Below are 23,225 nucleotides of genomic sequence, written 5' to 3' on the forward strand. Positions count from 1 at the left end.
GGGAAGCGGAGAGCTCCCCTTGACGGTAGCCGACTAGCTGACGCCCTCTTCACCGATATCGCTAGCAAATATGTCGCGCTCACTAGGACTACCGGACTACCGATGCATTCGCGCACCTGGCTAGCCTGGCGCGCGAGCGTTTCACGATCATAATCCCTTCATCGACCGCATTGGAGCCGAATGGGCGACCGGACTATTCGAGACCACCACTGCAACCGAGCGCCTGCTGGTGATTTGGGGCGCATTTCACCCCTTGACTACGGCAAGGGGAGTCACCGGGTCAAAGTCAGCGCGACACGCATCATTGACTATGGCGGCGCCGATCTAGCCACTGAAACGTTCCACGCCAAGATCGTCTTGGCGGACGGCTTTGCAACTCATGTGGGTTCAGCCAGCCTACCGCGCGCCTGCTGCCGCTGGTCTGACGCAGTGGCAGCAGGAGGGGCGAAAGCGCATTTTGCGCAGAGGCCATCTGCGCTAACGTTTCCCACGCTATGCCGGAATGGTCATGAAGCAGGCGCGACATGCCGTCGGGCAGGAAAAGGTCGAGGCGGGCCGACCACATGCCGCCGCCCAGTTCAAAAACACTGGCGAAATGGCGCGGCGCGATTCCGTTCGCGAGCGCCAGGCGATGAAGCCAGCTCGACAGCAATTCGTCTGGTTGTGGCACGACCGCGATCGGCCAGCGGTCGGAATGAATCTGGCGGTAGCGCGGCAGCACCTCGATCGCGAACTCGGCCTTGCTGATCATAACCGCTATAGAAGGGCTTCGCGCACCGGCGCCTGACGACGGGCCGAGAGCGGAATGTGGCCCAGCCGATCGATCATCGCCATCGTGATGAGCTCGGCACCGGATCGGACGGCGACGCTCGCCGCCTTGGTAAGGATGGCGACGACCTCGCCGATCAAACCCTCGGAAAGCGAGAAGATCTTGCGCGCGATTTTTTCCTCCGACAGGTCGGAACCCTTGGCGAGCGGCAGCGCCGCCTCGAGGCTGTCAAGAAGCGCCAGATATTCTTCACCGTATTGCCAGCGCGGGACGGCGCAAAGTTCGAACCGGCTTGCCATTTCGTCGGTCGCGTTGACAAAGTCGTAGACGGCAACCTCGCCGATCAGCACCGGCGAAATGTCGTGGACCCGGCCGAGCCGGCGCAGAAAGGCGAAAATTGCCTCAATGTCACGAGTCCGGCCGCGCAATGCATTGTGGAATTCGTCGAAAATCAGAATTCTGGGCGCCAGGCTGGCGAGCAGATGATCGAGTTGCGCGGCTTTCCGGCCGACATCCCGGACATTGCCGGTTGGCGCCTTCAGCGCCTGAAGAACGCTCGCATAGAAGTGGGCAAGTCCGGCACCCTCGCGGGTCTGCACGATAAAGACCCGTTGCTCCGGCGATGTTTTCAGATGTTCGACAGCAAACCGCTCGGCGATCATCGTCTTGCCGTTGGCGTAAGGACCGACCAGCATCAGGCCATTGGTCCGCAGCGTAGCCGGCCGAGACAGCAGATCGGCCAACCGCTCATGGGCCTCCAGCGCCGTGTGATGGCCGATCCAGCGCGGCGCGCGGATGAAGGCGACCCGCTCCTCCGTGTCTCGATCGAGATAGGGCCGCACATGGTCGAGGAGATGATCGGCCATCCCCGCTACCATTCTTCGACCGGCAGCCGCCGCTTCTGACGCACCGGGTGCTCGGCCGGGGCCGGCGGCAACGGCGCCATCGCCTCATAAAGCTTGGGTGCTCCCGCCGCATGGACGGCGCGTGCGGCACCGCGCAATTCCGCCTTCTTGGCCTTGGCGGTCCCCGCTATGGTCGCAATTTGTCGGCGAAACTGGACCTTCTCGACATTCGACCGGGAATTCGCCACCCGGCGGTTGGCGCGGTCGCTTTCGTGTTCCCACAAGGTGACCGGTGTCGATATCCCGTCACGGCGAGGCACAGGACGAAACGCGGCGCTCGCCGGGTCGCGGACATAGACATTGCTGATGTCGCGCGGATCGTAGCGGACCTCCAGTTTCCCCAACCGGTCACGCTCCGGCACCAACGAGCCGAGCCACGGCGCGTAATAGAATAGGGCAAACATGCTGATGCCCTGCGGCGTCAGGCGCCGTTCGGCGCTTGGTAGGAACGTTAGCAGCACCTGATGCGATTCGTCATTGAAGCGCGGCAGCTCCGCGGCACGTGCTTGCCACTCGGTGAGCGGCACCTTCAGGGTCTTTCCGTTTTCATGGAGATTATGATCGATGATAGCGAGCGTCACACAGCGTTCGAGATCGGCAAAGCTCAGACAAGCGCGCTTTTCCGACGGATATTCGTCACGGTTGGCCACCGATCGTCCAGTCGATCCTGGGTGTGCGGCGAGCACGGCATTGAGCTTGCCCAGGAGACGCTCGACCACACCGCCCTGGTGAACGCGCCCGCGATCACGATATTGGATGTGGTGCCATAGTCCTCACAGCCGCGCTGAAACGCCCGCCCTTTGAACTCCTTGGCGGAGTCGGTGACAAGCCGGCGCGGCCGGCCGAACATTGGCCAGTCATGATCGAGACCGCGTGCGGCCATCCACCCATCCTTCGCGCATATTGCGTGCGCCAGACAGAGTGCGACGGAGAGGGAAGACGGTTTTTCCAGCGTCAGACAAAAGCCCAGAATGCAGCGCGAGAAGACGTCGGTGACGATCGTCAGGTAGGCGCGGCCGACGAAAATTCCGGCACCGTCGATCACCTCGACGAAATTGATGTCGGTCGGCGTGTGGTCGATCTGGCAGACATCGAGGGGCCGCGGCGCGTGGATATAACCCGGTCGCGGCTTCAGGCGGTGAAGATGCTTCAAGTTGGCTGACCGCCCCTTGGCTATTTCCTCTGGCGTGAACAGGGTCGGAATGCGCCGCGCGACGGCGACATAGGATGGCGGCCGAAAGCCGGCCTCCTCGCAACGCGCGCGGATTTCGGCGACAACAGGGGCAAGCGGCGGCGCTTCCAGTATCAGCCACTGCTCGCGCAGCGTCGCCGCGATGATCGTCTCGACCTCCTTGGGCAGACGCTTCCGGCGCGGTCTTCCGGCTACCGGCAGCAGCGCTGTCACCGTGCGATCGTCGCGATAGCGCGCCAGAAGATTGTAGACCTGACGCGTCGACAACCGGAGTTCCACCGCCGTCCGCGCAATCGCCGACCGACGCGAAGCGGCGGTATCGAGAATCTTGTCCAGTTCGCGTGCGATCCGTCGCGCGAGCAACCAGCGCTCAGCGGGATCACCCGCAGCGGTTCTGGACGCGCCGGATACTCCTTTGTTGTGCGATAGCTTCGGCAAGGCGCACCAGATAATTGAAATTCTTAGCGTGAAATCAGTCGCTCAAATACAAGCCGAAGCCAACGGGGATATGACATTTGTCGGATTGAAATCCGCAAGTAAAAGCCACAGCGACCGAGGTTTTGGCCCGCCTCGACGAGCGGGTGCGGACCAGCCCGGTGCGCGACGGTTTTGTCGAACGCCAGAATTTTGCCGACGCGGCCGCCGCGCTGTGGCTCGAGGGCGAGCTCGTCCACACCGAAGACCTGGTCCTGCACGACGCCCACATGGACATCCGCACCCCGACCCACGAGCTCACCCGCGCCCACGCCGTGCTGCGCGCCCGCCGCCGCATTTTTGCGCAAAAGCCCGCCTGGGCGCTCGGCCGCGACGGGTATTTGGCCCTGACCGGCCGCGGCGGCGCCATGCCGGCAGCGGCAGGCCAAAAAAGCCGGGAAGGGCAGGGGGTTTTTGCGCCCGAAGCGGAAACGGATGGGGCGATGGAGGCGCAGGAGCCGGACCTGCTGGCCGAAGAATTCGCCGAGATCGATGCCGTGCTGGCACGGTCATCGAAGATTTTGAGCGGCGCCGAGGCGCCTGCTCGAAAACAGGAAACGTCACTGCGTGACCGGCCGGAGCCGCAAAACGGCCTGGTCTACGATCTCGACTGGAATGAAGAAGAACGGCTCACCGAATGGCAGGCCGTGCTCGCCGAGACGCGCGAACTGCCGTCGGTGCTGCGCGCCGCGATCCTGCTCGAGGCCTGGACCGAGATCGAAGTGCTGCAGCATGCCGCCTGGCTCGGGCCGCTGTTTTGCGCCGCCTTGCTGCGGCAGGAGGGGCTTGCCGGCCACCAGCTCGCCTGCCTGCATCTTGGCCAAAAAAACATTCCGCGCGAGCGGCGGCGCTCGCGCAACCGCGGCGATCGGCTGCTGGCTTTTCTCGATGCGATCCACGAGGCGGCGCTGGCCGGCCTGAAGGAGCACGACCGGCTGGTGCTGGCAAAAAACCAGATGGCGCGGCGGTTGCGCGAGCGCCGCGCCAGCTCGAAACTGCCCGACCTGGTCGAATTGGTGCTCTCGCGCCCACTGGTCTCCACCGGCATGATCCAGGAGACGCTAAAAGTGTCGAAGCAGGGGGCGCTCAATCTCGTCGGCGAGCTCAACCTGCGCGAGATGACGGGCAGGGGGCGGTTTCGCGCGTGGGGGATTGTCTAGGTTGCCCCGCTGAGGCAGCTCTCCAAGTGCTACGCCCCCAATCAGAAGTTAGTTGCCCGGTGGAGAAGCGGACTCGCGGCCTACCTTCCAACTGGTCGTCCGAGGGAGGTGCGGTCGACGGTCTTTCGCTTGAAGAGGAGGCCGTCGTTGTCTCCTTCGAGAAAAGCAGCGGGGGCCCGGAGACGGAGGCCGACGAATTGGGCGAATGCGCAATACTTCAAGGCGGCAGGCTATGAACTGGATGAACCTGGACCGACGGCACGATCTCGCTCGGCGGCCGGGACGTCATGAAGCCCGTCCAAGAAGAGCGTGCAACGCGTCATGCCGAAAGTCAGCGAACTCCTACGACCGGGTAACAAGGGGCCATGGCCAGTGCGTGTTCGGCTGAACCAGCTCTTGCTCGGTTGGTCGACCTACTTCAGCTACGGCACCCGAGCGCCGGCCTATGAAGCCGTTGACGGTTATGTTTACGACCGCGTGAGCAACTTCCTGCGCAAACGGCATAAGCTGCAAGGGCGCGGCACGAAACAGGTCTCGCGGACCAACATCTCCGAGAAACTGGGCGTGGTGCGTCTTCGTCGCCGGCAGCGCGGGTCGCCGCCGTGGGCCTTACGATGAAGCCAGTCGGAAAGCTGGATGCGGGAGATCCCCATGTCCAGTTTGAAGAGCAGCGACTGGAAACGGAGCGACGGTCCGGACTGAGGCACCGGCACGAGGCGAAGCCGCCGGCCAACACTCCCCGGAACCCACCGCCACCGCGCCAGTCGTTGACTCTACAGATTATCGGCCGCAAGCGCCACATTGCCGTCGATCCGGATGGGCGGCTCTTGATGGTCAACCTTCACCACCGCCGACATCTCCGACAGTGCCGGGGCTCAGGCGGTCCTGGACGGCAATCCGCAAGCGTTGGCCCTGGGTGAAACATCTGTTCGCCGCGACGAAGTCGAGATAGGCGGCTTTGTCCATGAGCTTCAGCCGATCATAGGCGCTGTCGCCATGGGTGGAAACATGATCCGACGAAATGCACATCCCTGATTTTCAAAACGGATGGTGATTGGGGTCTCGGCCGAGCCCGAAAGAGGGCGGCTGCTTGTGTCGGGATGTTAGAACGTGGTCGCTTTTGGAGCGCCACAAACATCGGGAAGGAGCAGCCGTGAAGTATTTTGCCGGACTTGACGTGTCTTTGGAAGAGACCGCGATCTGCGTGGTCGACGAAACCGGCCGGATCGTGAAGGAAATGCGTGCGGCGAGCGAGCCGCAGGCGCTTTCGGCCGCCTTGCGGGAAGTCGATCTGCCGATGGAACGGGTGGGTCTGGAAGCGTGTTCGCTGACGGCCTGGCTTCATGACGAACTGCGCGCCGAGGGTCTGCCGGCGATCTGCATCGAGACGCGGGCCGCCAATGCGGCGATGAAGACGATGCCGAACAAGACCGATCGCAACGATGCCCGCGCCTTGGCGCAGATCATGCGCACCGGCTGGTATCGGCAGGTGCATGTGAAGAGGCGGCAATGCCGTCTGTGGCGCTCCCTGCTCGTTGCCCGCCGCACGGTGCTGAACGAAATGCGGACCATCGAGAACGTGGTGCGGGCGATCCTGCGGGAGGCCGGCCTCAAGCAGGGCACGCCGTCGCGAACCGCCTTCGCCGATCGCGTGCGCGACGTGGCTGGCGCAGACCCGGTCGTCATGCCGCTGGTCGAGCCGCTGCTGACGATCCTCGCCACCATGCTCGCAGAGTTCGCCCGCCTGACGAAGCAGGTTCTCGATCTCGTTCGCAAGGATGAGGTCTGCCGACGGCTGATGAGCGTTCCCGGTGTTGGCCCCATCACCGCGCTCGCCTTCCGCGCCACGATCGACCAGCCCGACCGCTTCAGGCGATCGAGAAATGTGGGCGCGCATCTCGGCCTGACCCCGGCGCGCTACCAGTCGGGCGAAACCGACATTCAAGGCAAGGTCAGCCGATGCGGCGACGAACTCGCCCGTACAGCGATTTACGAAGCGGCCCATACGCTGCTCGTGCGTAGCAAGAAATGGTCTAGCCTCAGAGCATGGGGCATGAACATCGCCAGGCGACGCGGCATGGCGCGCGCCCGGGTCGCGGTTGCGCGCAAACTCGCCGTTATCCTGCATCGTATGTGGAGTGACGCGACCGAGTTCCGCTACGGCAAACAACCGGTCTCCGCAGCGGCGGCATGAAGTGAGACAACAGCTGGAGGGCCAAGAAACAAACCTTCGCCCGCAAGGGTGATGCCGGATCGTCCGTGTGGACGATGGGCAAGGGCGATCTCGTTGAGAGTCCAGAGCCTTGGGGCTAAAGCCTTCAAAGGTCGTGACACAGATTGAGACGCCTTTGCTCTCCTGAACCCATCATGCGGCGGCCCGAGTGCTGACCGCGAAGAGAAGCGCGTGACCCGCGGACGATACGATCCGGAAAAGAGCAGGAGCAACTTGACTTCAAAGACCCCAATCAGAGAGGACTCTTAGCGGGCACGTTGTCGTCAGGTTCTTGACAGCTTCCCTATGGCACATCCAAGCCCAGCTTCAAACTGGCTTATATTGCTGAAAGTGAGAACGGATGGATTTCACCTCAACCAAGCGGGTGCGCGGACAATCGAACAGGGCCGGCCTGCAAGATAGCTCACGTGCGGCTCCGTTCGCAGGTGCGGCCGCGTTTGAGCGGCAACTGAGCGAGATCGCCAATTCAGGTGGAGGTGGTGGAGCAATGCCGACCGGCTCGGCGCCGCAGCCGCCTCAGTTTGTGAAAAGGCTCAGCAAGCGCCCTTTTCATTTCAGGGATGAAGACAGTAATCGCCCTCTTCACCCCGGGGATTCTGAGTCTATTTCGGCCCTTGAGGCGGCCCTCATCAAGGGCAAAGCCGCCGAGAACACCGCCAGGGTCTATTTAGGTTCTCTTCTCCGCTTTGGCCGCTGGCTCTTCGCAAACAACAAAGATCCCATGAAGGACCGGCTAGACGATCAGTCGCTGACCGATGATGTGCGCGAGTTCATCGGAAAGCGTAATCCCAAGACCCTCGGTCTGGCAATAGATCATCTCCGGACCTTGCAGTCGACGGGCGGAATCGTGCTAATCGCAGGCCCCCCTGAGTTGATTCCGTATCCTCAGGATGTGGCCCTGATCGATGAGTACAAAAACGAAGTGGCGACAAATACCGGCAAGAGGTATGCAGCTGATCTTAGGAGCTTCAGTGACTACCTGCGTCAAAACAACAAGAAGGGCATTGCTGGTCGGCTTTCCGGCAAGAAGCTGGATGGAGATGTCAAGGGCTATAAAGAGGACGCCGGTGGTCATCCAAACATCGGTTACGCACTGCCGCATCTCCGAAAATCGCAGGCCGGCGCTAAGGCGATGGAGCTCGAGCGCCGGGTTCCCCCCGTTCCTGATCCCGAGGACGCGGCACTGGTGGAGCCGAGGCGGGTCGGCGAGGCGATTGCGCAGCACAGCGCGTCGCACGAAGCTGGCAGTTGGCGAAAGGAGCTTCGGGGACAGCAGGATAATCAACCAGCCCGGTCATTTTTTATCGCTCCAGGGAAGTTGCCCGTTGGACTGAATAACCGCAACAGCATCGGCGCGGGTGCTTTCGGACCATCCGGCTCTCGGCAGGCTGGGGTTGAGGCTGCCGCCCGGCCGTTGTTAGCGCTTAGCGAACAGCAGATTCGGCGCTCGCCTGGCGCGCCTGACAGGGGCAACCTCCTGCCAACCGAGTGGGTCAACATCAACAATGAACATTCCACAGCGCTGTTGAGGCCAGCGAAGCGGCAGAGGAACCTGAATGCGCCGCCAGCCGTCGCCATTCAGCAGCAGCTGAGCGGGATCGGCAATTTAGGCGGCCGCAGGCCGATCCAGCCCTCCACCTACGAGGTGGGCGCATTGATGCCCGGGAGCGAGTCCGAATACATCCCAAGGCTGCAGTCGGAGCCTAGAGGCATCGGAGGCGCCACTGCGCAGCACAGTGCCCCGCATGACGCTATCGCTTCGCGATTCGTCGTTCCTATGGAAGATTACGATCAGGATCTACTTTGGGAGGGAGTGGCTAAGGCCGGCCCACTGCCATCTCTAGGGTCAAGTGCGAGCCATTATCAGCCGCCGGCTTCTGCAGGAGCCGTGCATGCTTTGAACGGGCGCCACGACCGCCATTCGGCCGCGGACGAGTTGGCCGGGAGCAACGTCCTGCCGAGGCGGCAGGACGGCGGGTTCGAGGCAATGGTCCGTCAGAATCCGCCCACACCATTCGAGCTCAATGCTTGGGTTCCAGCGCCTGATTTTCCGCCGCCGTTTACCGGGCCAGTACCGGTTCATCACCAGGGCGCTCGACAACCCGGCGCGCCGCAGGGGCTTTCTCCCGTGCCAGCCTCCTCGGACGATGAAGCTTTGGCGTGGTTGGGCGAGGAGTTGGTGCGGCGGCGGATCCAAGAACCGGCGTTACCATCAGCGGCCCACTTGCCCGTGCAAAGTTTCGGTGAGGAGCGGCTTTTGGGTAGTGCCGCGGATCGGGCCGATGAGGATGGCGCACCGGCGAAGAGACAGAGCACGCTAAACAATCCGCCAGAGATCGCCGTTCAGGGCCTGCTGAGCGAAAGCGGGAACTCAGGCGCTCGCGTGCTGATGCAGGCCGCCACCTCGTTGCGGCCCGCTATCAACGAAGCGCAGATCCGGCGGGGCCGACTCAACAACCCTGATGCGCCGAAGAAGGACCTTGACGGCTTCAAGCGTCCTGCCGATCGGACCCAAAATTCAACACTGGTTACCGTGGGTAGCGACAAGCGTGCTCTTTTTTCCCAAGATGCGTCCCTTATTGAGGTGCTGGAGTCAGCATTCCGCAAGGGCAAGGTAGCGGAGACCACCTTCAGGCTCAATGTAAATCCTCTTTTGCAGTTCGCCCGTTGGCTCGTTGACAGCGGAAAGCAGGGCTTTGCTACCCGCCTTGACGAGACGACACTGAAACAGGATTTGAAGCAGTACGAGCGATCGGGTGGTCCGTCCCTCGAAGCGCCGATGCGCCATCTCAAGACTGCGGAGGCCGGCGGCGTGCCAATTGCAGGACACGCTCTCCGCAATCCCTATGCCCAGGACGAAGCCCTCATCAAACTGTACAATGCAACTCCGTCTGCGAAAAACGCCGACAGAGATAGAGTCATGAGGTATACGTCTGCTCTTAAACGTTTTAGTGATTACCTGCAGAAAAATGGGAAGATGGGCATTGCCGCTCGGCTTAACGACAAGACGCTGGATGATGACGCCAAGCTCCATCCCGGTGGTTACATAGGGATCCACGCCGCGCTGGTGCAACTGCGGAAATCGGGCGCCGGAGAGTTGGGATTTGAAGGCCATATTGCCCCTGTTTTGCGCGACGATGCTCACTTTGCGCCAGCGCACCCTGCGAGAGTGCGCTCAGGCACCTTCGGCGGTCTTCAGTCTTTTGTTGATCTGAATGCGCCCACGCCGTCCGACCTGCGCGATGATGCTCACTTTGCGCCAGCGGCACCGGCAAGGGCTCGTTCAGGCACTTTCGGCGGTCTTCAGTCTTTTGTTGATCTGAATGCGCCCACGCCGTCCGACCTGCGCGACGATGCTCACTTTGCGCCAGCGGCACCGGCAAGGGCTCGTTCAGGCACTTTCGGCGGTCTTCAGTCTTTTGTTGATCTGAATGCGCCCACGCCGTCCGACCTGCGCGACGATGCTCACTTTGCGCCAGCGGCACCGGCAAGGGCTCGTTCAGGCACCTTCGGCGGTCTTCAGTCTTTTGTTGATCTGAATGCGCCCACGCCGTCCGACTTGCGCGACGATGCTCATTCTGCACCGGTGCGTCCGCGCGAGCAGATGCTTCGCGAGACGGAGTGGCAGCCCATGATGCAAGCGACAGGGTCCGCCGCCGTCTTCAGGCCGGGAGGGCCCGATGACGTTCGGCTCATCCATCGCGGGCGACTTTCGCCGATGAGTGAAGCTGCGCCAGCGCCACTGGCAAGGGCTCCCCAACCCGCCCCGTCAGCAACCGCCAGGCTGCCAGAAACCTACCGCGGTCTTCCAGTGGTTGATCTGACGAGGCCGACCACCACCTCCTCGGATGCCCAGATCGGGGCGTTGGATCCGGCAGCCTCGTCCAAGGTCCCCAACGGGTCGGTGCTCGGCGCCGACGAGTGGCTGAGCGACGCCCATATTCTTAGAGATTACCATTTGCTGGAGGAGCGGCTGCGGGGGATCAATCCGACGCTCGCCGGCCAGACGCGGTTGGTGGACCCCCTCATAGCCAATGGTCCCCTGCGCTTGCGCAGTTCCAGCGAAATCGACAGGCTATACGCATTGCAGCGCATTCTCTATGATCACAATGGCAACGACACAGCCGACTTCCTGTTCCTGCCCGTGAACAATGCCACTGAGCATAACCTCGGCACCCATTGGTCGCTGCTGCTCGTTGATCGCCGCAACCGGGAAAGACCGGTCGCCTATCACTACGACTCCCTCCAGCGAAAGGGATACAACGACATGCCTGCAACACAGCTCGCGAGACTGCTGAACGCCACCTTGATGCCAGCCCGCATGCCCCCACAGGGCAACGATTACGATTGCGGCGTCTTTGTGGTGGACGGCACGTGGGCGCTGGTTGGACGATTGCTCGACGGGGAGCGGCCGGATCACGAGCCGCTGCACCTCGACAACCTCGTCGCCGATCGGCAGGCGCTGCAAGACCGGCTGAGGGGGCGCTTGCCGCACGAGGAAGAGACAGGGGAGCTCCGGCTGCTGTTGGATGATCAGCCTGCCTCCCCACAAATGATAGCATTCGGGCCAGCGGAACTCTGGCAACTGCTGGATGATGAACCCGCCGCCTCTTCGCCACGAAGTAGTTCGACCCCAGATGCGGGAAGAGACAGTGTTCATGAGCCGGCCAAGGCGCCGTGGCTCCCTCGCTCTCAAGGGTAAGCGCTGCGTCGGCGGACGAGGGGATGTGGATCACGGGGCAGGCAAGCCCTTCGTGTAGAGGCGCAGGCCCGGTCTGACTTGAACTATGGTGGCAAGGAGCAAGAACACGTGCAGCGCCTACTGGTCGGGGAGATGTAATCTGGCCAGCAGAGCGACACCGGATCGTCGCTCGTTGCCCGGCTGCGGCTTCTAGCGCGCGTCACCTGCTGCTCTGTGTCTACTAAGAGTTGTCGCTTGGCAGTTAATCGTGAGAATGCGGTCGTTTCGGTTAGGTTTGGCAGTTAATTGCGAGAATGGGGTAGCTCAGATTCTCAATTTAACTGCACTCGCATCAGCGTGAAGGTCATGAATCCATTGAATTTCATCCGCCGTGTTGGGTAAAATCGATGCCGTTACGCCGCGACACAGCTTCTCACATTAAATGCCAATGACCTGGTTTGATTATCAAATTAAGTGCACGTTCTCAGATTAAGTGCACAGCTAACCAACTGAAATCGTTGACACGCGATTCTCATAATTAACTGCAAAGCGACAGCTGCGATAGCGATCATTTCACCGGTGGCTGGCCAATGCACAATGCCCGAAGTATACAACCCCAGCCTTCAACAACCGAGCTTTGGTCGGAGTAGTTCTTGTCAGCGTCTTGGGTGACGGCTGGAGCTGGAGCGGTCATTACAATGGCCAACGCCGTGGCAGCAAGTATCGTTCGTGGCCAGTGAGACCGCAATTTCTGGAGCCTCGAGCGGCCCACAGCGTCTTTTTCTGAGGTAGGCATTTTTCGTTTTCCTTTTGGATCATCACGGATTGAAGAGGATCTGGTGTTATGTCCCGTTGGGAGAGCCGGCGAAGCGGCCGATTCATGTGGTCGAGTCATAAGTTCTCCTGAATGTTTGTTTTACGAGAACCCTTATGGCAGCCCTAGCTGACAACAGCCTGAAAGCGGTCTTCGGGATGGCAATCCTGTCCGCCGATCGCAGCGAGATCCAACGGAGCTGGGGCGTCCCATGGGATGCGTAGCCTGTATTGCGTTCGGACGAATGTCATGTGAACTCCTGGGCTAAAGACTGCGCGACGGGCCATGTCGGAACACGTATCATGGCTATGAATATGCAATTGGCATGCCACCAAACGGGTTGTGAGCAGCGACCACAAATCGGAGGAGTCGCCCCCTGGCCGGCTTGATCCTAACCCGTAGGATGTCTGGATCTGAACACAGATTGTCGTCAATCGGACTCGGACAAAATGCTGTGACCAGCTTTGGCACCGGCTGACGCCAGAGTCCTCGGTTGAGAATTGCGCGTCTGAGGGCGGATGGGCAACAGGCGATCGCCGGGGCCGGTCGAGTTGCGCAGCCGTGTGTTGCTGTTAGCGTGGCGGCATAGGGCCGCAGGTGTGAGCACCCGCGCCGATCTGGGCGAGATGATCCTGATCCCCGCACCCGAAATCATGAAATTGCGAGAATTTGGACCGCTAACCCTTTCATTTGCAGCACTGTTGCATGGATCAGACTTTGGACGAGGCAACCCTATCCACTGCTTTTTTATGCAACGCGCTCGAACTTGGGCCGGCCAAGTTCTGTCATCCGGTTAAGAACACGGACGCCAATCTTCGCTTCAGTCTTCTGATTGTCAAAATGTCGCGCTTTGAGTTTGGGCCCGATCACAGCCTTCCATCGACCCATCTGGGTCTCAGCGCGACTGCGCTTGTTGTAGCCGGTGGATTTCTGCCATGCCATCCGCCCTTTGGTCTGGATATTCTGCAATATGGCGATCGCGGACAGATGGAACCAGCACCGATTGAGGGCTGGCAACGGCAGTCTTGCGAGGTGGGATAATGACCTCCACGATCTCACCAAAGCGTGTCGCCAGAAGATCTCGGGTTGGCGTTCCATCATAGGCGCCGTCGGCAATGAACTTCTCGACGGGGCCACCGATCTGGTCCAGAAGTCCTGGTAACGCTGTCGGATCGCCGACATCATCCACGGTCAGATCGGAACAAACAATCTCACCACTGACAAGATTGAGACCAAGGTGCAGTTTGCGCCATCTTTTGCGTTTGGCCTTGGTTTTGTGCTTGTTTTCCAGCCACTCGCCCTCGCCGAAGACCTTCAAGCCGGTGCTGTCGACAACCAGATGGACCGGACCTGATGTTGTGGCTCGGGACTTTGTCGACGGCAACGCCAGCCCTTTGCTCCGGCGAGACAGGGTGGAGAAGTCAGGCACGGCAATATCGAACCCCATCAGCGCCGCGACACTGCGCATCAAGCCTTGGGTCTGGCGTAGCGCCAGCCCGTAGACGACGCGCAGGGTCAAGCACAACGTAATCGCCAGATCCGAGTATTTCGGCTGACCACCCCGCGATGTCCGCCTCCGCGCCGTCCATAAAGACAGGGCCTCATCCTTCACCCAGATGGTCAAATCACCACGTTGACGCAGGCTTTCATTATATGCCGGCCAATTCGTCACTTGATATTTCTGCTTGGCAATCTTGTCCCGCCGATCGGCATTGAACTTGTGCGGCATCGTCGAAATCCGGATCAGGAGACTGAAAACCACCGCTCAATATCAGTCGCCGGGTGATCCACGCAACAACGCCTCCTGATGACAGGTGGGACCCCCCGAAACGGAATTCCTCTGCGCTTCCGGCCGACAAAGAGATGGGGATGCTTAGGCATTGTGCGATTGGAAAATCCGGCTAGACCGCGTGCCCGCGGCGGCGATCGGCGAGCGCAGTTACAAGCAGATCGGTATCGAGATCGCCATCATGGTCCAGCACGGCGGTACGCGCCGCATCGGCTGCGCCGCGCGCGATGTCGCAATGGGACATGCCTTTCGCTTCCGCGATAAGTCGATCCCAATCTAGGCGCGTCACATCAAATGTGGTGAGATTGTTCGCGAGCACCGCCCGCGCCTGCGCTTCGTCTGGCAGGTCATAGTTGAAGATCGCATCGAAACGCCGGAACAATGCACGATCCAGAAGCTTGGCGTGATTGGTCGCCGCGAGGATCAGGCTGGTGCTGCGATCCTCCTCCAGAAACTTAAGAAACGCCGTTGAGATGCGGCGCGCCTCGCCGACATCGTTCGGCATTGACCTTTCCGCGCGATCCGCGCCGTCCTTCTCCATGCGCCGGATGATCGCATTCGCCGCCTTGGCCTTGTCGATGGAGAGCGCCAGCGCCTCGATCTTGGCCTTGATCTTCTCGACGGCAGCGGGATCTCCCGAGCGGATCGGCTCGTCATCCGCCCCATGCGGTAAGGCTTTCCGCTTAACGGCCTTGCGGGCTGCGACCGGATGCGCGCCCAAATCGGCACGGCGGGCGTCTGCGACCTTCATGCGCTTTTCGTTGCGGGCGACGGGAAAGCGTGCGGGGCCGGTGATGAACCAGTTCATGCACCGTCCTTCCGCCGCCCAAAACCGCCGAGCCAGATCGACATGACGCAGCGCGAACGCCTCGACCTCGGCGACGCCATTAAACTCGGGTGCAATATCGCCCTTGTCGGCCAGGTTCTCGACATAGGCCGCAAAGTCATTGAGACGCGCTGCAAGCTCGTCGAGTTCGATGTTTGCGCGCCGGTCCGGAAAATGGGTGAGGGCGTCGAACTGGTGTTCGATGGACTTCGCCGCGATACTCGCGGCGAAGCTTCCAACCGAGATGACGAGCGTCCCGTTTTCGACAATGGCGACTGTCATCACGCCTCTCCTGCCACAATGGTAGGAGCGCGGCGCTCGATACGAACCTGCAAGCCCATCAACACGCCTGCGGTGATCAGCCCTCCCGCCGTCACTTCGTCGCCGGTCGCAAACACGGGGTCGAGTACCGGGCGACAGCACTTGAAATTGGCTGCTGCATCTTCAACGCTGATCAGGGGAGAGGCGTAGGGCTCGCTTCCATCGCCGCCAACGAGAACGATTTTCCCGGCCAATGGCTGCGGATAGCCTTCAAAAATGGTGAAGGCGGTCAACCCGTCGCGTAATCCTTCCTCGTCGACGAACAGGGTATGCCGTTCATCGAAACGCACAACCTCGATCATTTGGCAGCTGATCAGTTCATACAGCGGTTTGTAGCTGTTCCCGGCCGGAAACTCGACCGCCCGAAAGATCGACGTTTCGGGGTCCAATAGGTAAGCGATCTGCTTCATGGTCTAGCTCCTCTTTCTGCGCGAAGCGGTCTTGCTCTTGCCCGAGGGGCAGGAGCCCGCTCCTGCTGCCGAGCTCGTGCGGAACAGCGGGAGAGAGGGAGGCAAGGGAAAAAGCGGAGGGGTTCGCCCGCCCGCAGACGAAGCCGGAGGGTCGGCGCCGATCCGCGCATGCGGATCGACGCCGATCCTGCACGGAGCGCGGCATTGGCCGCGCGGAGGAAGGACGGGGAGACCGCTTTTTCGTTTGCGAGGGAGAGAGGGCGGAGCCCTCTTTCCCTCTCTCAGCTAATCAACGTCGGCCGCAATCGCGGCCGTCATTCTGAACTGAAAGGAGCCGTCGCCGGCTTACGCCAGGACGGCTCCCCCGCGGTGTATGACAAGAAGGGCTAGCGACTTGCCATCACCAACTCAGAGCTATCGTGCGGGGGCGCACTATGCTGAATTTGCTCCGCGCTGTAAACGGATGATGCCGCCAATTTGGTTCACTGATGATGACGATCCGGCTGGGAAGCAGCCTGCACGAGCGATCGTTACCCGAATGGGCGGAGACCGGTTGAAAACCGGGCTCCGTGCCGCTAGGCATAGAGCGCGGCCACGAAGCGGCGTGACCGAGACTACCGCACCAGATACCAGTTGCCAGGGGTAACTGCTTACCCATTTCGGCTACATGCGGTTGAATAGATTATATTGGACAAGGGGCCAATTGGCACGGGATATGGCAGAACCCTCATTCGACGACTGGATAGATCAGCTTGGCTTGCGCGAGGTCCGGGATCCTCACTTCGACAAGCCGGCCTATCTTCGCAAAGCTCCGTTCGGCAATCTCACGCTCAGTGTAGACATCGAAAAGGAGATCAGCGCCAACCTTCGACGCGGCTGGCAACATCGGAAAGGCAGGGTGCAGTTATGAGGCGTTGTTGCGTGGGAAGCCGTGAGTGCACGGCCTGCCTGAAAAGCGCGGTATCGGCCTCACGCGGCCACATTTCAAACAACGTGACAACGCCAAAAATAGCTCTTGCAACTCACCGATTCACAGCCCCTCTTCACCAAATCGCGGCCACCAAACTCTTCATCCTGATCGTCGCGCTTCCCATCCAAATTGTCGCGCCATACTAACGAGCATATCCCAAGGAGTTGCCGGCTTTTTGGATCAGATTGTGCGCAAGAAAGAAATTCCATGAACCCACCCATTCTCGAACGCGATCCGTCCGACCCGCAAAAACAGAAGAAGGAAGGCGTCAATCCTCGGCTCAAGCTGGTGCTGCAGCTGGGGCCGCTGATGGTGTTTTTCTTCGCCAATGCGCGCGGCGAATGGCTGGTGCGCAAATTCCCTGTCCTGGCCGAATTCGGCGGCCCGATCTTCGTCACCACCGGCCTGTTCATGGCCGCGACGGCAATCGCGCTGATCGCCTCATGGCTGCTGATGCGCACCTTGCCGATCATGCCGATGGTCTCGGGCGTCGTCGTCTTCATCTTCGGCGCGCTGACGCTCTATCTGCAGGACGACATCTTCATCAAGATGAAGCCGACCATCGTCAACACGCTGTTCGGCGGCGTGCTGCTCGGCGGCCTTTACTTCGGCAGGCCGCTGCTCGGCGACGTCTTCGATTCGGCCTTCAGCCTCGACGCCGAAGGCTGGCGAAAGCTGACCTTCCGCAAGGGCCTGTTCTTCCTATTCCTGGCCCTTGCCAATGAAGTGGTGTGGCGGAATTTTTCCACCGATGCCTGGGTTACCTTCAAAGTCTGGGGCATCATGCCGATCTCGCTTCTGTTCATTTTCAGCCAGATGCCGCTGATCCTTCGCCATTCGCTCGACGACCAGACCGCGAAGGAAGAGAAAGCCGGCAAATAGGAGGGGGCCAGGCGTTGGTGCGCGGATATGAAATCGAACGCATTTCGATCATTTTAATGTAGTTGGGGTAGATTGAAAGTACGTGTAAAAAGTTCACCCGGTCGACGCTTTTGCCGATCGGACGCGTTTGACGATTTCACCAACGCGGCCGCGACTGGCTTTTCCTCCGATTTTCTCTTGAATCTTTCGAATGCTCAGATCGGTTGATGCGGCAAGCACCTCGATCTCTTCAACCAACAGAATTGGGAGACTTGGCCGTCCGAGATGCTTGCCGCGCGATCGCGCCGCCTGCATTCCAGCGGTGACGCGCTCGCTAATCAAAGAGGACTCCAATTCTGCCATGGCTGCGATGATGGTGAACATGGCCCGCCCCATGGGGCTTGCGGTGTCTATCTGATCCTGAACGCTGATAAAGCGCACGCCGAGGTGATCGAATTCCTCGAGGGCGATCAGAAGGTGACGCGTGGAGCGGGCGAAACGGTCGAATTTCCAGACCAGGACACAATCGACCTCACGGTTACGAACACTCGCCATCAAGGCGTTGAGCCGGGGGCGTCCCTCGCGGCGGCCTGACACCGCAATGTCGCAGTAGTCTCCGACGATCTCCAGTCCGGCGCGCGCAGCGTAGCCATGCAACCCATCATATTGCAGATCGGGCTTCTGCTCCGGCGTGGAGACGCGCAGGTAAAGTGCCGTGCGGTTTTTGGCATGGAAGTGACGATGATTGCGTCCCAGAATGTCTTCCTTTCCGGACGGCGAATCGCTATGTCCTAACGCCTTCAATTCATACACTTTCCGTCGCCCCTTCGGCGGACCCTTTTCTGGACATCTCATGACCTCGATTGACCGCACCGCTTACCCGCGTCCTGGCGACCCTCTGACGGCTGAGGAACTGAACGTCCGCTACCTCCTGAATGAAGCCGATCTCTTCTTCGTTCGTGGTAAGGCGCTCACCGATACCGGTAGCCTGACACTGGCGACGGTGCTGAAGGGCCGGCAGGACCTTGGCTACTTTCCATCGGTGAGCGACGTTCACGTCGGTACGCTCGCTTATCTGGCGGCGCAACTTGATCTGGACGCCGTGCCCCCGTTGCTCGACGAGACCCGTCAAAAGACGACGCTCCACCGCTATCGGACGGCGGTACGCATTCATCTCGGCGTGGCGGCTTATTCCGAAACTGCCGAGCAGTTGGTATCGGTCACCGTGCTTGCGGCAGCCGAAACGATGAGCGATCCGGCGGACCTGATCAATCGAGGCATTGAAGCTCTGGGGAAGGCTTCGATTGATTTGCCGGCCTTCAGCACACTGGACCGGCTGGTCAACCACTTGCGAATCCAGGTCCACACGCGCATGTACGACCAGGTTGCAGTTCGGCTGACCGCAGATGTTGTCGCGGCTCTGGATGGATTGCTGACGGTCCCGCCGGGAGCCGCGACAACCCCTTTCAACCGGTTGAAACTGACGCCTGGGCCAGCGCGCCCAGAGACAATGGCTGTGGATCGAGCGCCTCCACTGGCTGAACAATTTGATTGATCCTGATCCGCCTCTGGCAGACATAACCCACACCAAGCTCCGGCAATTCGCCGCCGAGGCCCGGGCTTTGGAGGTGAGCGAACTTCTTGCCATTGCCCGGCCAGGACGGCGCTACCTTCTGGTCCTGAGCCTTCTGCGACAGGTCCGCGCGCAATGCCGTGACGAACTGATCGAGATGTTGTTGCGCCGTGTCCGAAAGACGCAGGCCGCCGCCAAGGAAAAGCTCACAGCGTTCCAGGAGCAGCACCGTGACGTCGAGGAGAAACTGATCGCTGTTCTGGGACAGGTGCTGGAAACGGCTAAGGAAGGCGAGAGCGACACCGATACTGGACGTCGCATCCGCGCTCTTTTGGCCGAGCAGGGCGGCGTCGAGGCGTTGTCGCAGCAATGTGAAACGGTCAGCACCTGGCATCGCAACAACGATCTGCCGCTACTGTGGCCAATCCACGCCAAAACCCGCAGCCTCTTGTTCCAGCTGCTGGACTTGATGGAGATTCGCTCGGCGACACAGGATCGCAGCCTGCTTGACGCATTGTCGATCGTGATCGAACATCGTCACGCCCGCCGTGACGAATTGGCTGGACCGCTTGACCTGAGCTTTGCCTCGCAGCGATGGCAAAGCTTCGTGGCGAAGCGCCGTGGTGGCAGTACAGTGGTCGATCGTCGCGCGCTCGAAGTCTGCGTCTTCATCCATCTGGCGGACGCGCTGCAAGCAACGGATCTGTTCGTTGTCGGCGCCGAAACCTTCGATGATTACAGGACTCAGCTCCTGCCTTGGCCGGATTGCGAAGCGCGGCTGGCAGAATATTGCGATGCGCTTGGCCTTCCCGGGAGCGGTGAACACCTTGTCGATCAATTGCGGCGAGAACTGACGGCGACAGCAGTGGCGGTCGATGCGGACTTCCCCTCCAACGCGGAACTGACCATTGACGCTGACGGCGTGCCGCACCTCAAACGGCTCAGGGCCACGTCGCTGCCCGAGGATTGCAGGGCTTCGAGATGGAAGTCCATGCTCGCATGCGCGAACGCCACCTGCTCGATATTCTCAGGGACGGGACTTTCTGGACCAACTTCACGCGCCACTTCGGCCCGCCTTCCGGAGCCGATCCGAAGCTCACAAGAGCCGAGCAGCGCTATGTCTTCACGACTTTTGGCTATGGTTGCAATCTCGGCCCCGTCCAGGCCGCCCGCCATGCTCCAGCTATCGCCAGCGCCGATACGTTGCGTCGCCTCAATGCCCAGCATATCAATACGTCCAAGCTCGAAGCCGCAATGACGGACCTGATCGACGCCTACAATCGCTTCCCCTTGCCGAAAATCTGGGGCGCCGGCCGGGCGGCGATCGCCGATGGCACGCACGTCCCGCTTCGCGAAAACAACCTCCTCCTGGGTGCTCAGCATATCCGTTACGGTGCCTATGGTGGCATCGCCTATCATCACATCGCTGACAACTATATCGCGTTGTTCACCACCTTCATCCCCTGCGGCGTCTGGGAAGCGGTCCATATCCTGGACGGCCTCATGAAGAACCGATCGACAATCCAGCCGGACATCCTCCATGCCGACACCCAGGGTCAAAGCGAGCCTGTCTTTGGTCTTTCCCGCTTTCGCGGCATCATGCTGATGCCGCGTATGCGCAATTGGGGTGACGCCACCTTCTATCGGCCCGACAAATCGGTGCGCTACCAGCATATTGACAGGCTCTTCACCCGCGAAATCGACTGGAGCTTGATCTCGACGCATTGGCAGGACCTGATGCAGGTCGTCCTCTCCATTCAGGCCGGCTTGGTCCTACCCTCCATGTTGCTGCGCAAACTCGGATCGCACAACCGGAAAAGTCGGCTATACCAAGCCTTCCGCGAACTCGGTCGGGTCGAGCGTACGCTGTTCCTGCTGCGTTATATCGCCAATCCCGAGATCCGGCGCACCATCCGCGCCGAAACCACGAAAATCGAATCCTTCAATGATTTCCTCGACTGGATCACATTCGGCGGTCCAATCATCAAGAGCGGGGATCCGGTCGAGCAGGAAAAGCAGGTCAAATATGCCAGCCTGGTCGCGAACGCTATCATGCTTTCAAATGTCGCCGACTTGACCGAGGCTCTTGCTTCCATGGCCAATGACGGCCTGCACGTCACTCCGAAGCTTGCTGCTGCCCTCAGTCCCTACACCCGTCGGCACATTCGCCGATTTGGAAAGTACGAACTCGACATGGACGACCGGCCTGCGCCACTCGTGCCGAAACAATTGCCCTTCGACCTGCCCCTGTGAACTTTTTACATGTACTTTCAATCCACCCCAAGAACGCTCGCATAGAAGTGGGCAAGTCCGGCACCCTCGCGGGTCTGCACGATAAAGACCCGTTGCTCCGGCGATGTTTTCAGATGTTCGACAGCAAACCGCTCGGCGATCATCGTCTTGCCGTTGGCGTAAGGACCGACCAGCATCAGGCCATTGGTCCGCAGCGTAGCCGGCCGAGACAGCAGATCGGCCAACCGCTCATGGGCCTCCAGCGCCGTGTGATGGCCGATCCAGCGCGGCGCGCGGATGAAGGCGACCCGCTCCTCCGTGTCTCGATCGAGATAGGGCCGCACATGGTCGAGGAGATGATCGGCCATCCCCGCTACCATTCTTCGACCGGCAGCCGCCGCTTCTGACGCACCGGGTGCTCGGCCGGGGCCGGCGGCAACGGCGCCATCGCCTCATAAAGCTTGGGTGCTCCCGCCGCATGGACGGCGCGTGCGGCACCGCGCAATTCCGCCTTCTTGGCCTTGGCGGTCCCCGCTATGGTCGCAATTTGTCGGCGAAACTGGACCTTCTCGACATTCGACCGGGAATTCGCCACCCGGCGGTTGGCGCGGTCGCTTTCGTGTTCCCACAAGGTGACCGGTGTCGATATCCCGTCACGGCGAGGCACAGGACGAAACGCGGCGCTCGCCGGGTCGCGGACATAGACATTGCTGATGTCGCGCGGATCGTAGCGGACCTCCAGTTTCCCCAACCGGTCACGCTCCGGCACCAACGAGCCGAGCCACGGCGCGTAATAGAATAGGGCAAACATGCTGATGCCCTGCGGCGTCAGGCGCCGTTCGGCGCTTGGTAGGAACGTTAGCAGCACCTGATGCGATTCGTCATTGAAGCGCGGCAGCTCCGCGGCACGTGCTTGCCACTCGGTGAGCGGCACCTTCAGGGTCTTTCCGTTTTCATGGAGATTATGATCGATGATAGCGAGCGTCACACAGCGTTCGAGATCGGCAAAGCTCAGACAAGCGCGCTTTTCCGACGGATATTCGTCACGGTTGGCCACCGATCGTCCAGTCGATCCTGGGTGTGCGGCGAGCACGGCATTGAGCTTGCCCAGGAGACGCTCGACCACACCGCCCTGGTGAACGCGCCCGCGATCACGATATTGGATGTGGATGCCATAGTCCTCACAGCCGCGCTGAAACGCCCGCCCTTTGAACTCCTTGGCGGAGTCGGTGACAAGCCGGCGCGGCCGGCCGAACATTGGCCAGTCATGATCGAGACCGCGTGCGGCCATCCACCCATCCTTCGCGCATATTGCGTGCGCCAGACAGAGTGCGACGGAGAGGGAAGACGGTTTTTCCAGCGTCAGACAAAAGCCCAGAATGCAGCGCGAGAAGACGTCGGTGACGATCGTCAGGTAGGCGCGGCCGACGAAAATTCCGGCACCGTCGATCACCTCGACGAAATTGATGTCGGTCGGCGTGTGGTCGATCTGGCAGACATCGAGGGGCCGCGGCGCGTGGATATAACCCGGTCGCGGCTTCAGGCGGTGAAGATGCTTCAAGTTGGCTGACCGCCCCTTGGCTATTTCCTCTGGCGTGAACAGGGTCGGAATGCGCCGCGCGACGGCGACATAGGATGGCGGCCGAAAGCCGGCCTCCTCGCAACGCGCGCGGATTTCGGCGACAACAGGGGCAAGCGGCGGCGCTTCCAGTATCAGCCACTGCTCGCGCAGCGTCGCCGCGATGATCGTCTCGACCTCCTTGGGCAGACGCTTCCGGCGCGGTCTTCCGGCTACCGGCAGCAGCGCTGTCACCGTGCGATCGTCGCGATAGCGCGCCAGAAGATTGTAGACCTGACGCGTCGACAACCGGAGTTCCACCGCCGTCCGCGCAATCGCCGACCGACGCGAAGCGGCGGTATCGAGAATCTTGTCCAGTTCGCGTGCGATCCGTCGCGCGAGCAACCAGCGCTCAGCGGGATCACCCGCAGCGGTTCTGGACGCGCCGGATACTCCT

At 60.8% G+C, this 23,225-nt stretch carries 12 protein-coding genes and 5 pseudogenes; 8 read left to right on the plus strand and 9 right to left on the minus strand.

Translation table 11 applies throughout. The annotated features are described in order from the left end of the window. Window positions 1-301: 301 nt before the first annotated feature. The 3 genes and pseudogenes from BPNPMPFG_RS35990 to BPNPMPFG_RS36000 form a co-directional block, all read right to left on the minus strand. A complete protein-coding gene (locus BPNPMPFG_RS35990) occupies window positions 302-751 on the minus strand; it encodes a TniQ family protein (RefSeq protein WP_258597897.1) in 450 nt (149 codons plus the stop codon). Between the two features lie 5 nt (window positions 752-756). Then, window positions 757-1,635, minus strand: coding sequence for a TniB family NTP-binding protein (locus BPNPMPFG_RS35995; RefSeq protein WP_258597898.1), 879 nt, complete (start codon window positions 1,633-1,635; stop codon window positions 757-759). A gap of 5 nt (window positions 1,636-1,640) precedes the next feature. Continuing rightward, a pseudogene (locus BPNPMPFG_RS36000) lies at window positions 1,641-3,304 on the minus strand (TnsB C-terminal domain-containing protein). 122 nt (window positions 3,305-3,426) lie between these two features. On the opposite strand from BPNPMPFG_RS36000, the gene BPNPMPFG_RS36005 reads away from it, so the two are divergent. The 5 genes and pseudogenes from BPNPMPFG_RS36005 (at window position 3,427) to BPNPMPFG_RS36025 (ending at window position 11,435) form a co-directional block, all read left to right on the plus strand. Next, a complete protein-coding gene (locus BPNPMPFG_RS36005) occupies window positions 3,427-4,500 on the plus strand; it encodes an RHE_PE00001 family protein (RefSeq protein ID WP_258597899.1) in 1,074 nt (357 codons plus the stop codon). A gap of 321 nt (window positions 4,501-4,821) precedes the next feature. Next, window positions 4,822-5,118: a group II intron maturase-specific domain-containing protein gene (locus tag BPNPMPFG_RS36010; protein ID WP_258597900.1), complete on the plus strand. Its 297-nt coding sequence runs from the start codon at window positions 4,822-4,824 to the stop codon at window positions 5,116-5,118. A gap of 158 nt (window positions 5,119-5,276) precedes the next feature. Continuing rightward, window positions 5,277-5,434: pseudogene (locus BPNPMPFG_RS43330) on the plus strand (transposase); the annotation flags it as partial. A gap of 219 nt (window positions 5,435-5,653) precedes the next feature. After that, window positions 5,654-6,694 carry an IS110 family RNA-guided transposase gene (locus BPNPMPFG_RS36020; protein ID WP_258597901.1) on the plus strand — a complete coding sequence of 347 codons (1,041 nt, stop codon included), beginning with the start codon at window positions 5,654-5,656 and terminating at the stop codon, window positions 6,692-6,694. A gap of 379 nt (window positions 6,695-7,073) precedes the next feature. After that, complete coding sequence (locus BPNPMPFG_RS36025; protein WP_258597902.1) at window positions 7,074-11,435, plus strand: C48 family peptidase; 4,362 nt, start codon at window positions 7,074-7,076, stop codon at window positions 11,433-11,435. Window positions 11,436-12,975: 1,540 nt separating this feature from the next. On the opposite strand, the pseudogene BPNPMPFG_RS36030 reads toward BPNPMPFG_RS36025, so the two are convergent. The 3 genes and pseudogenes from BPNPMPFG_RS36030 to BPNPMPFG_RS36040 form a co-directional block, all read right to left on the minus strand. After that, window positions 12,976-13,957, minus strand: a pseudogene (locus BPNPMPFG_RS36030) (IS5 family transposase). Between the two features lie 172 nt (window positions 13,958-14,129). Beyond that, complete coding sequence (locus BPNPMPFG_RS36035) at window positions 14,130-15,125, minus strand: AAA family ATPase (RefSeq protein WP_258598226.1); 996 nt, start codon at window positions 15,123-15,125, stop codon at window positions 14,130-14,132. Then, window positions 15,125-15,574, minus strand: a complete 450-nt coding sequence (locus BPNPMPFG_RS36040; protein ID WP_258597910.1) for a DUF3846 domain-containing protein — start codon at window positions 15,572-15,574, stop codon at window positions 15,125-15,127. The genes BPNPMPFG_RS36035 and BPNPMPFG_RS36040 overlap by 1 nt, the downstream gene beginning before the upstream one ends. Window positions 15,575-16,277: 703 nt before the next feature. On the opposite strand from BPNPMPFG_RS36040, the gene BPNPMPFG_RS36045 reads away from it, so the two are divergent. After that, the gene (locus tag BPNPMPFG_RS36045; RefSeq protein ID WP_258597912.1) at window positions 16,278-16,484 is read left to right on the plus strand and encodes a hypothetical protein; all 207 of its coding nucleotides are present in this window, start codon (window positions 16,278-16,280) and stop codon (window positions 16,482-16,484) included. A 267-nt stretch (window positions 16,485-16,751) separates the two neighbouring features. Further along, window positions 16,752-17,426: a septation protein A gene (locus tag BPNPMPFG_RS36050; RefSeq protein WP_258597929.1), complete on the plus strand. Its 675-nt coding sequence runs from the start codon at window positions 16,752-16,754 to the stop codon at window positions 17,424-17,426. 93 nt (window positions 17,427-17,519) lie between these two features. Here BPNPMPFG_RS36050 and BPNPMPFG_RS36055 read toward each other — a convergent pair whose 3' ends face one another. Then, window positions 17,520-18,218 (minus strand): recombinase family protein, encoded by a 699-nt coding sequence (locus BPNPMPFG_RS36055; protein ID WP_183454909.1) that lies wholly within the window; start codon window positions 18,216-18,218, stop codon window positions 17,520-17,522. Between the two features lie 40 nt (window positions 18,219-18,258). Here BPNPMPFG_RS36055 and BPNPMPFG_RS43645 point away from each other — a divergent pair. Further along, window positions 18,259-21,231 (plus strand): annotated as a pseudogene (locus BPNPMPFG_RS43645) (Tn3 family transposase). A gap of 29 nt (window positions 21,232-21,260) precedes the next feature. Here BPNPMPFG_RS43645 and BPNPMPFG_RS36080 read toward each other — a convergent pair. Further along, window positions 21,261-21,578: pseudogene (locus BPNPMPFG_RS36080) on the minus strand (TniB family NTP-binding protein); the annotation flags it as partial. Window positions 21,579-21,583: 5 nt separating this feature from the next. After that, window positions 21,584-23,173, minus strand: coding sequence for a TnsB C-terminal domain-containing protein (locus tag BPNPMPFG_RS36085; protein WP_258597940.1), 1,590 nt, complete (start codon window positions 23,171-23,173; stop codon window positions 21,584-21,586). Between the last annotated feature and the right edge of the window lie 52 nt (window positions 23,174-23,225).

The sequence above is a fragment of the Mesorhizobium sp. AR07 genome (genome assembly GCF_024746815.1).
Taxonomy (GTDB): domain Bacteria; phylum Pseudomonadota; class Alphaproteobacteria; order Rhizobiales; family Rhizobiaceae; genus Mesorhizobium.

Bases quoted from the DNA above. Each gene is read 5' to 3' on its own strand.
- BPNPMPFG_RS36025 (WP_258597902.1), top strand. From the start codon at position 7,074: ATGGATTTCACCTCAACCAAGCGGGTGCGCGGACAATCGAACAGGGCC.
- BPNPMPFG_RS35990 (WP_258597897.1), bottom strand. From the start codon at position 751: ATGATCAGCAAGGCCGAGTTCGCGATCGAGGTGCTGCCGCGCTACCGC.
- BPNPMPFG_RS35995 (WP_258597898.1), bottom strand. From the start codon at position 1,635: ATGGCCGATCATCTCCTCGACCATGTGCGGCCCTATCTCGATCGAGAC.
- BPNPMPFG_RS36010 (WP_258597900.1), top strand. From the start codon at position 4,822: ATGCCGAAAGTCAGCGAACTCCTACGACCGGGTAACAAGGGGCCATGG.
- BPNPMPFG_RS36040 (WP_258597910.1), bottom strand. From the start codon at position 15,574: ATGAAGCAGATCGCTTACCTATTGGACCCCGAAACGTCGATCTTTCGG.
- BPNPMPFG_RS36035 (WP_258598226.1), bottom strand. From the start codon at position 15,125: ATGACAGTCGCCATTGTCGAAAACGGGACGCTCGTCATCTCGGTTGGA.
- BPNPMPFG_RS36050 (WP_258597929.1), top strand. From the start codon at position 16,752: ATGAACCCACCCATTCTCGAACGCGATCCGTCCGACCCGCAAAAACAG.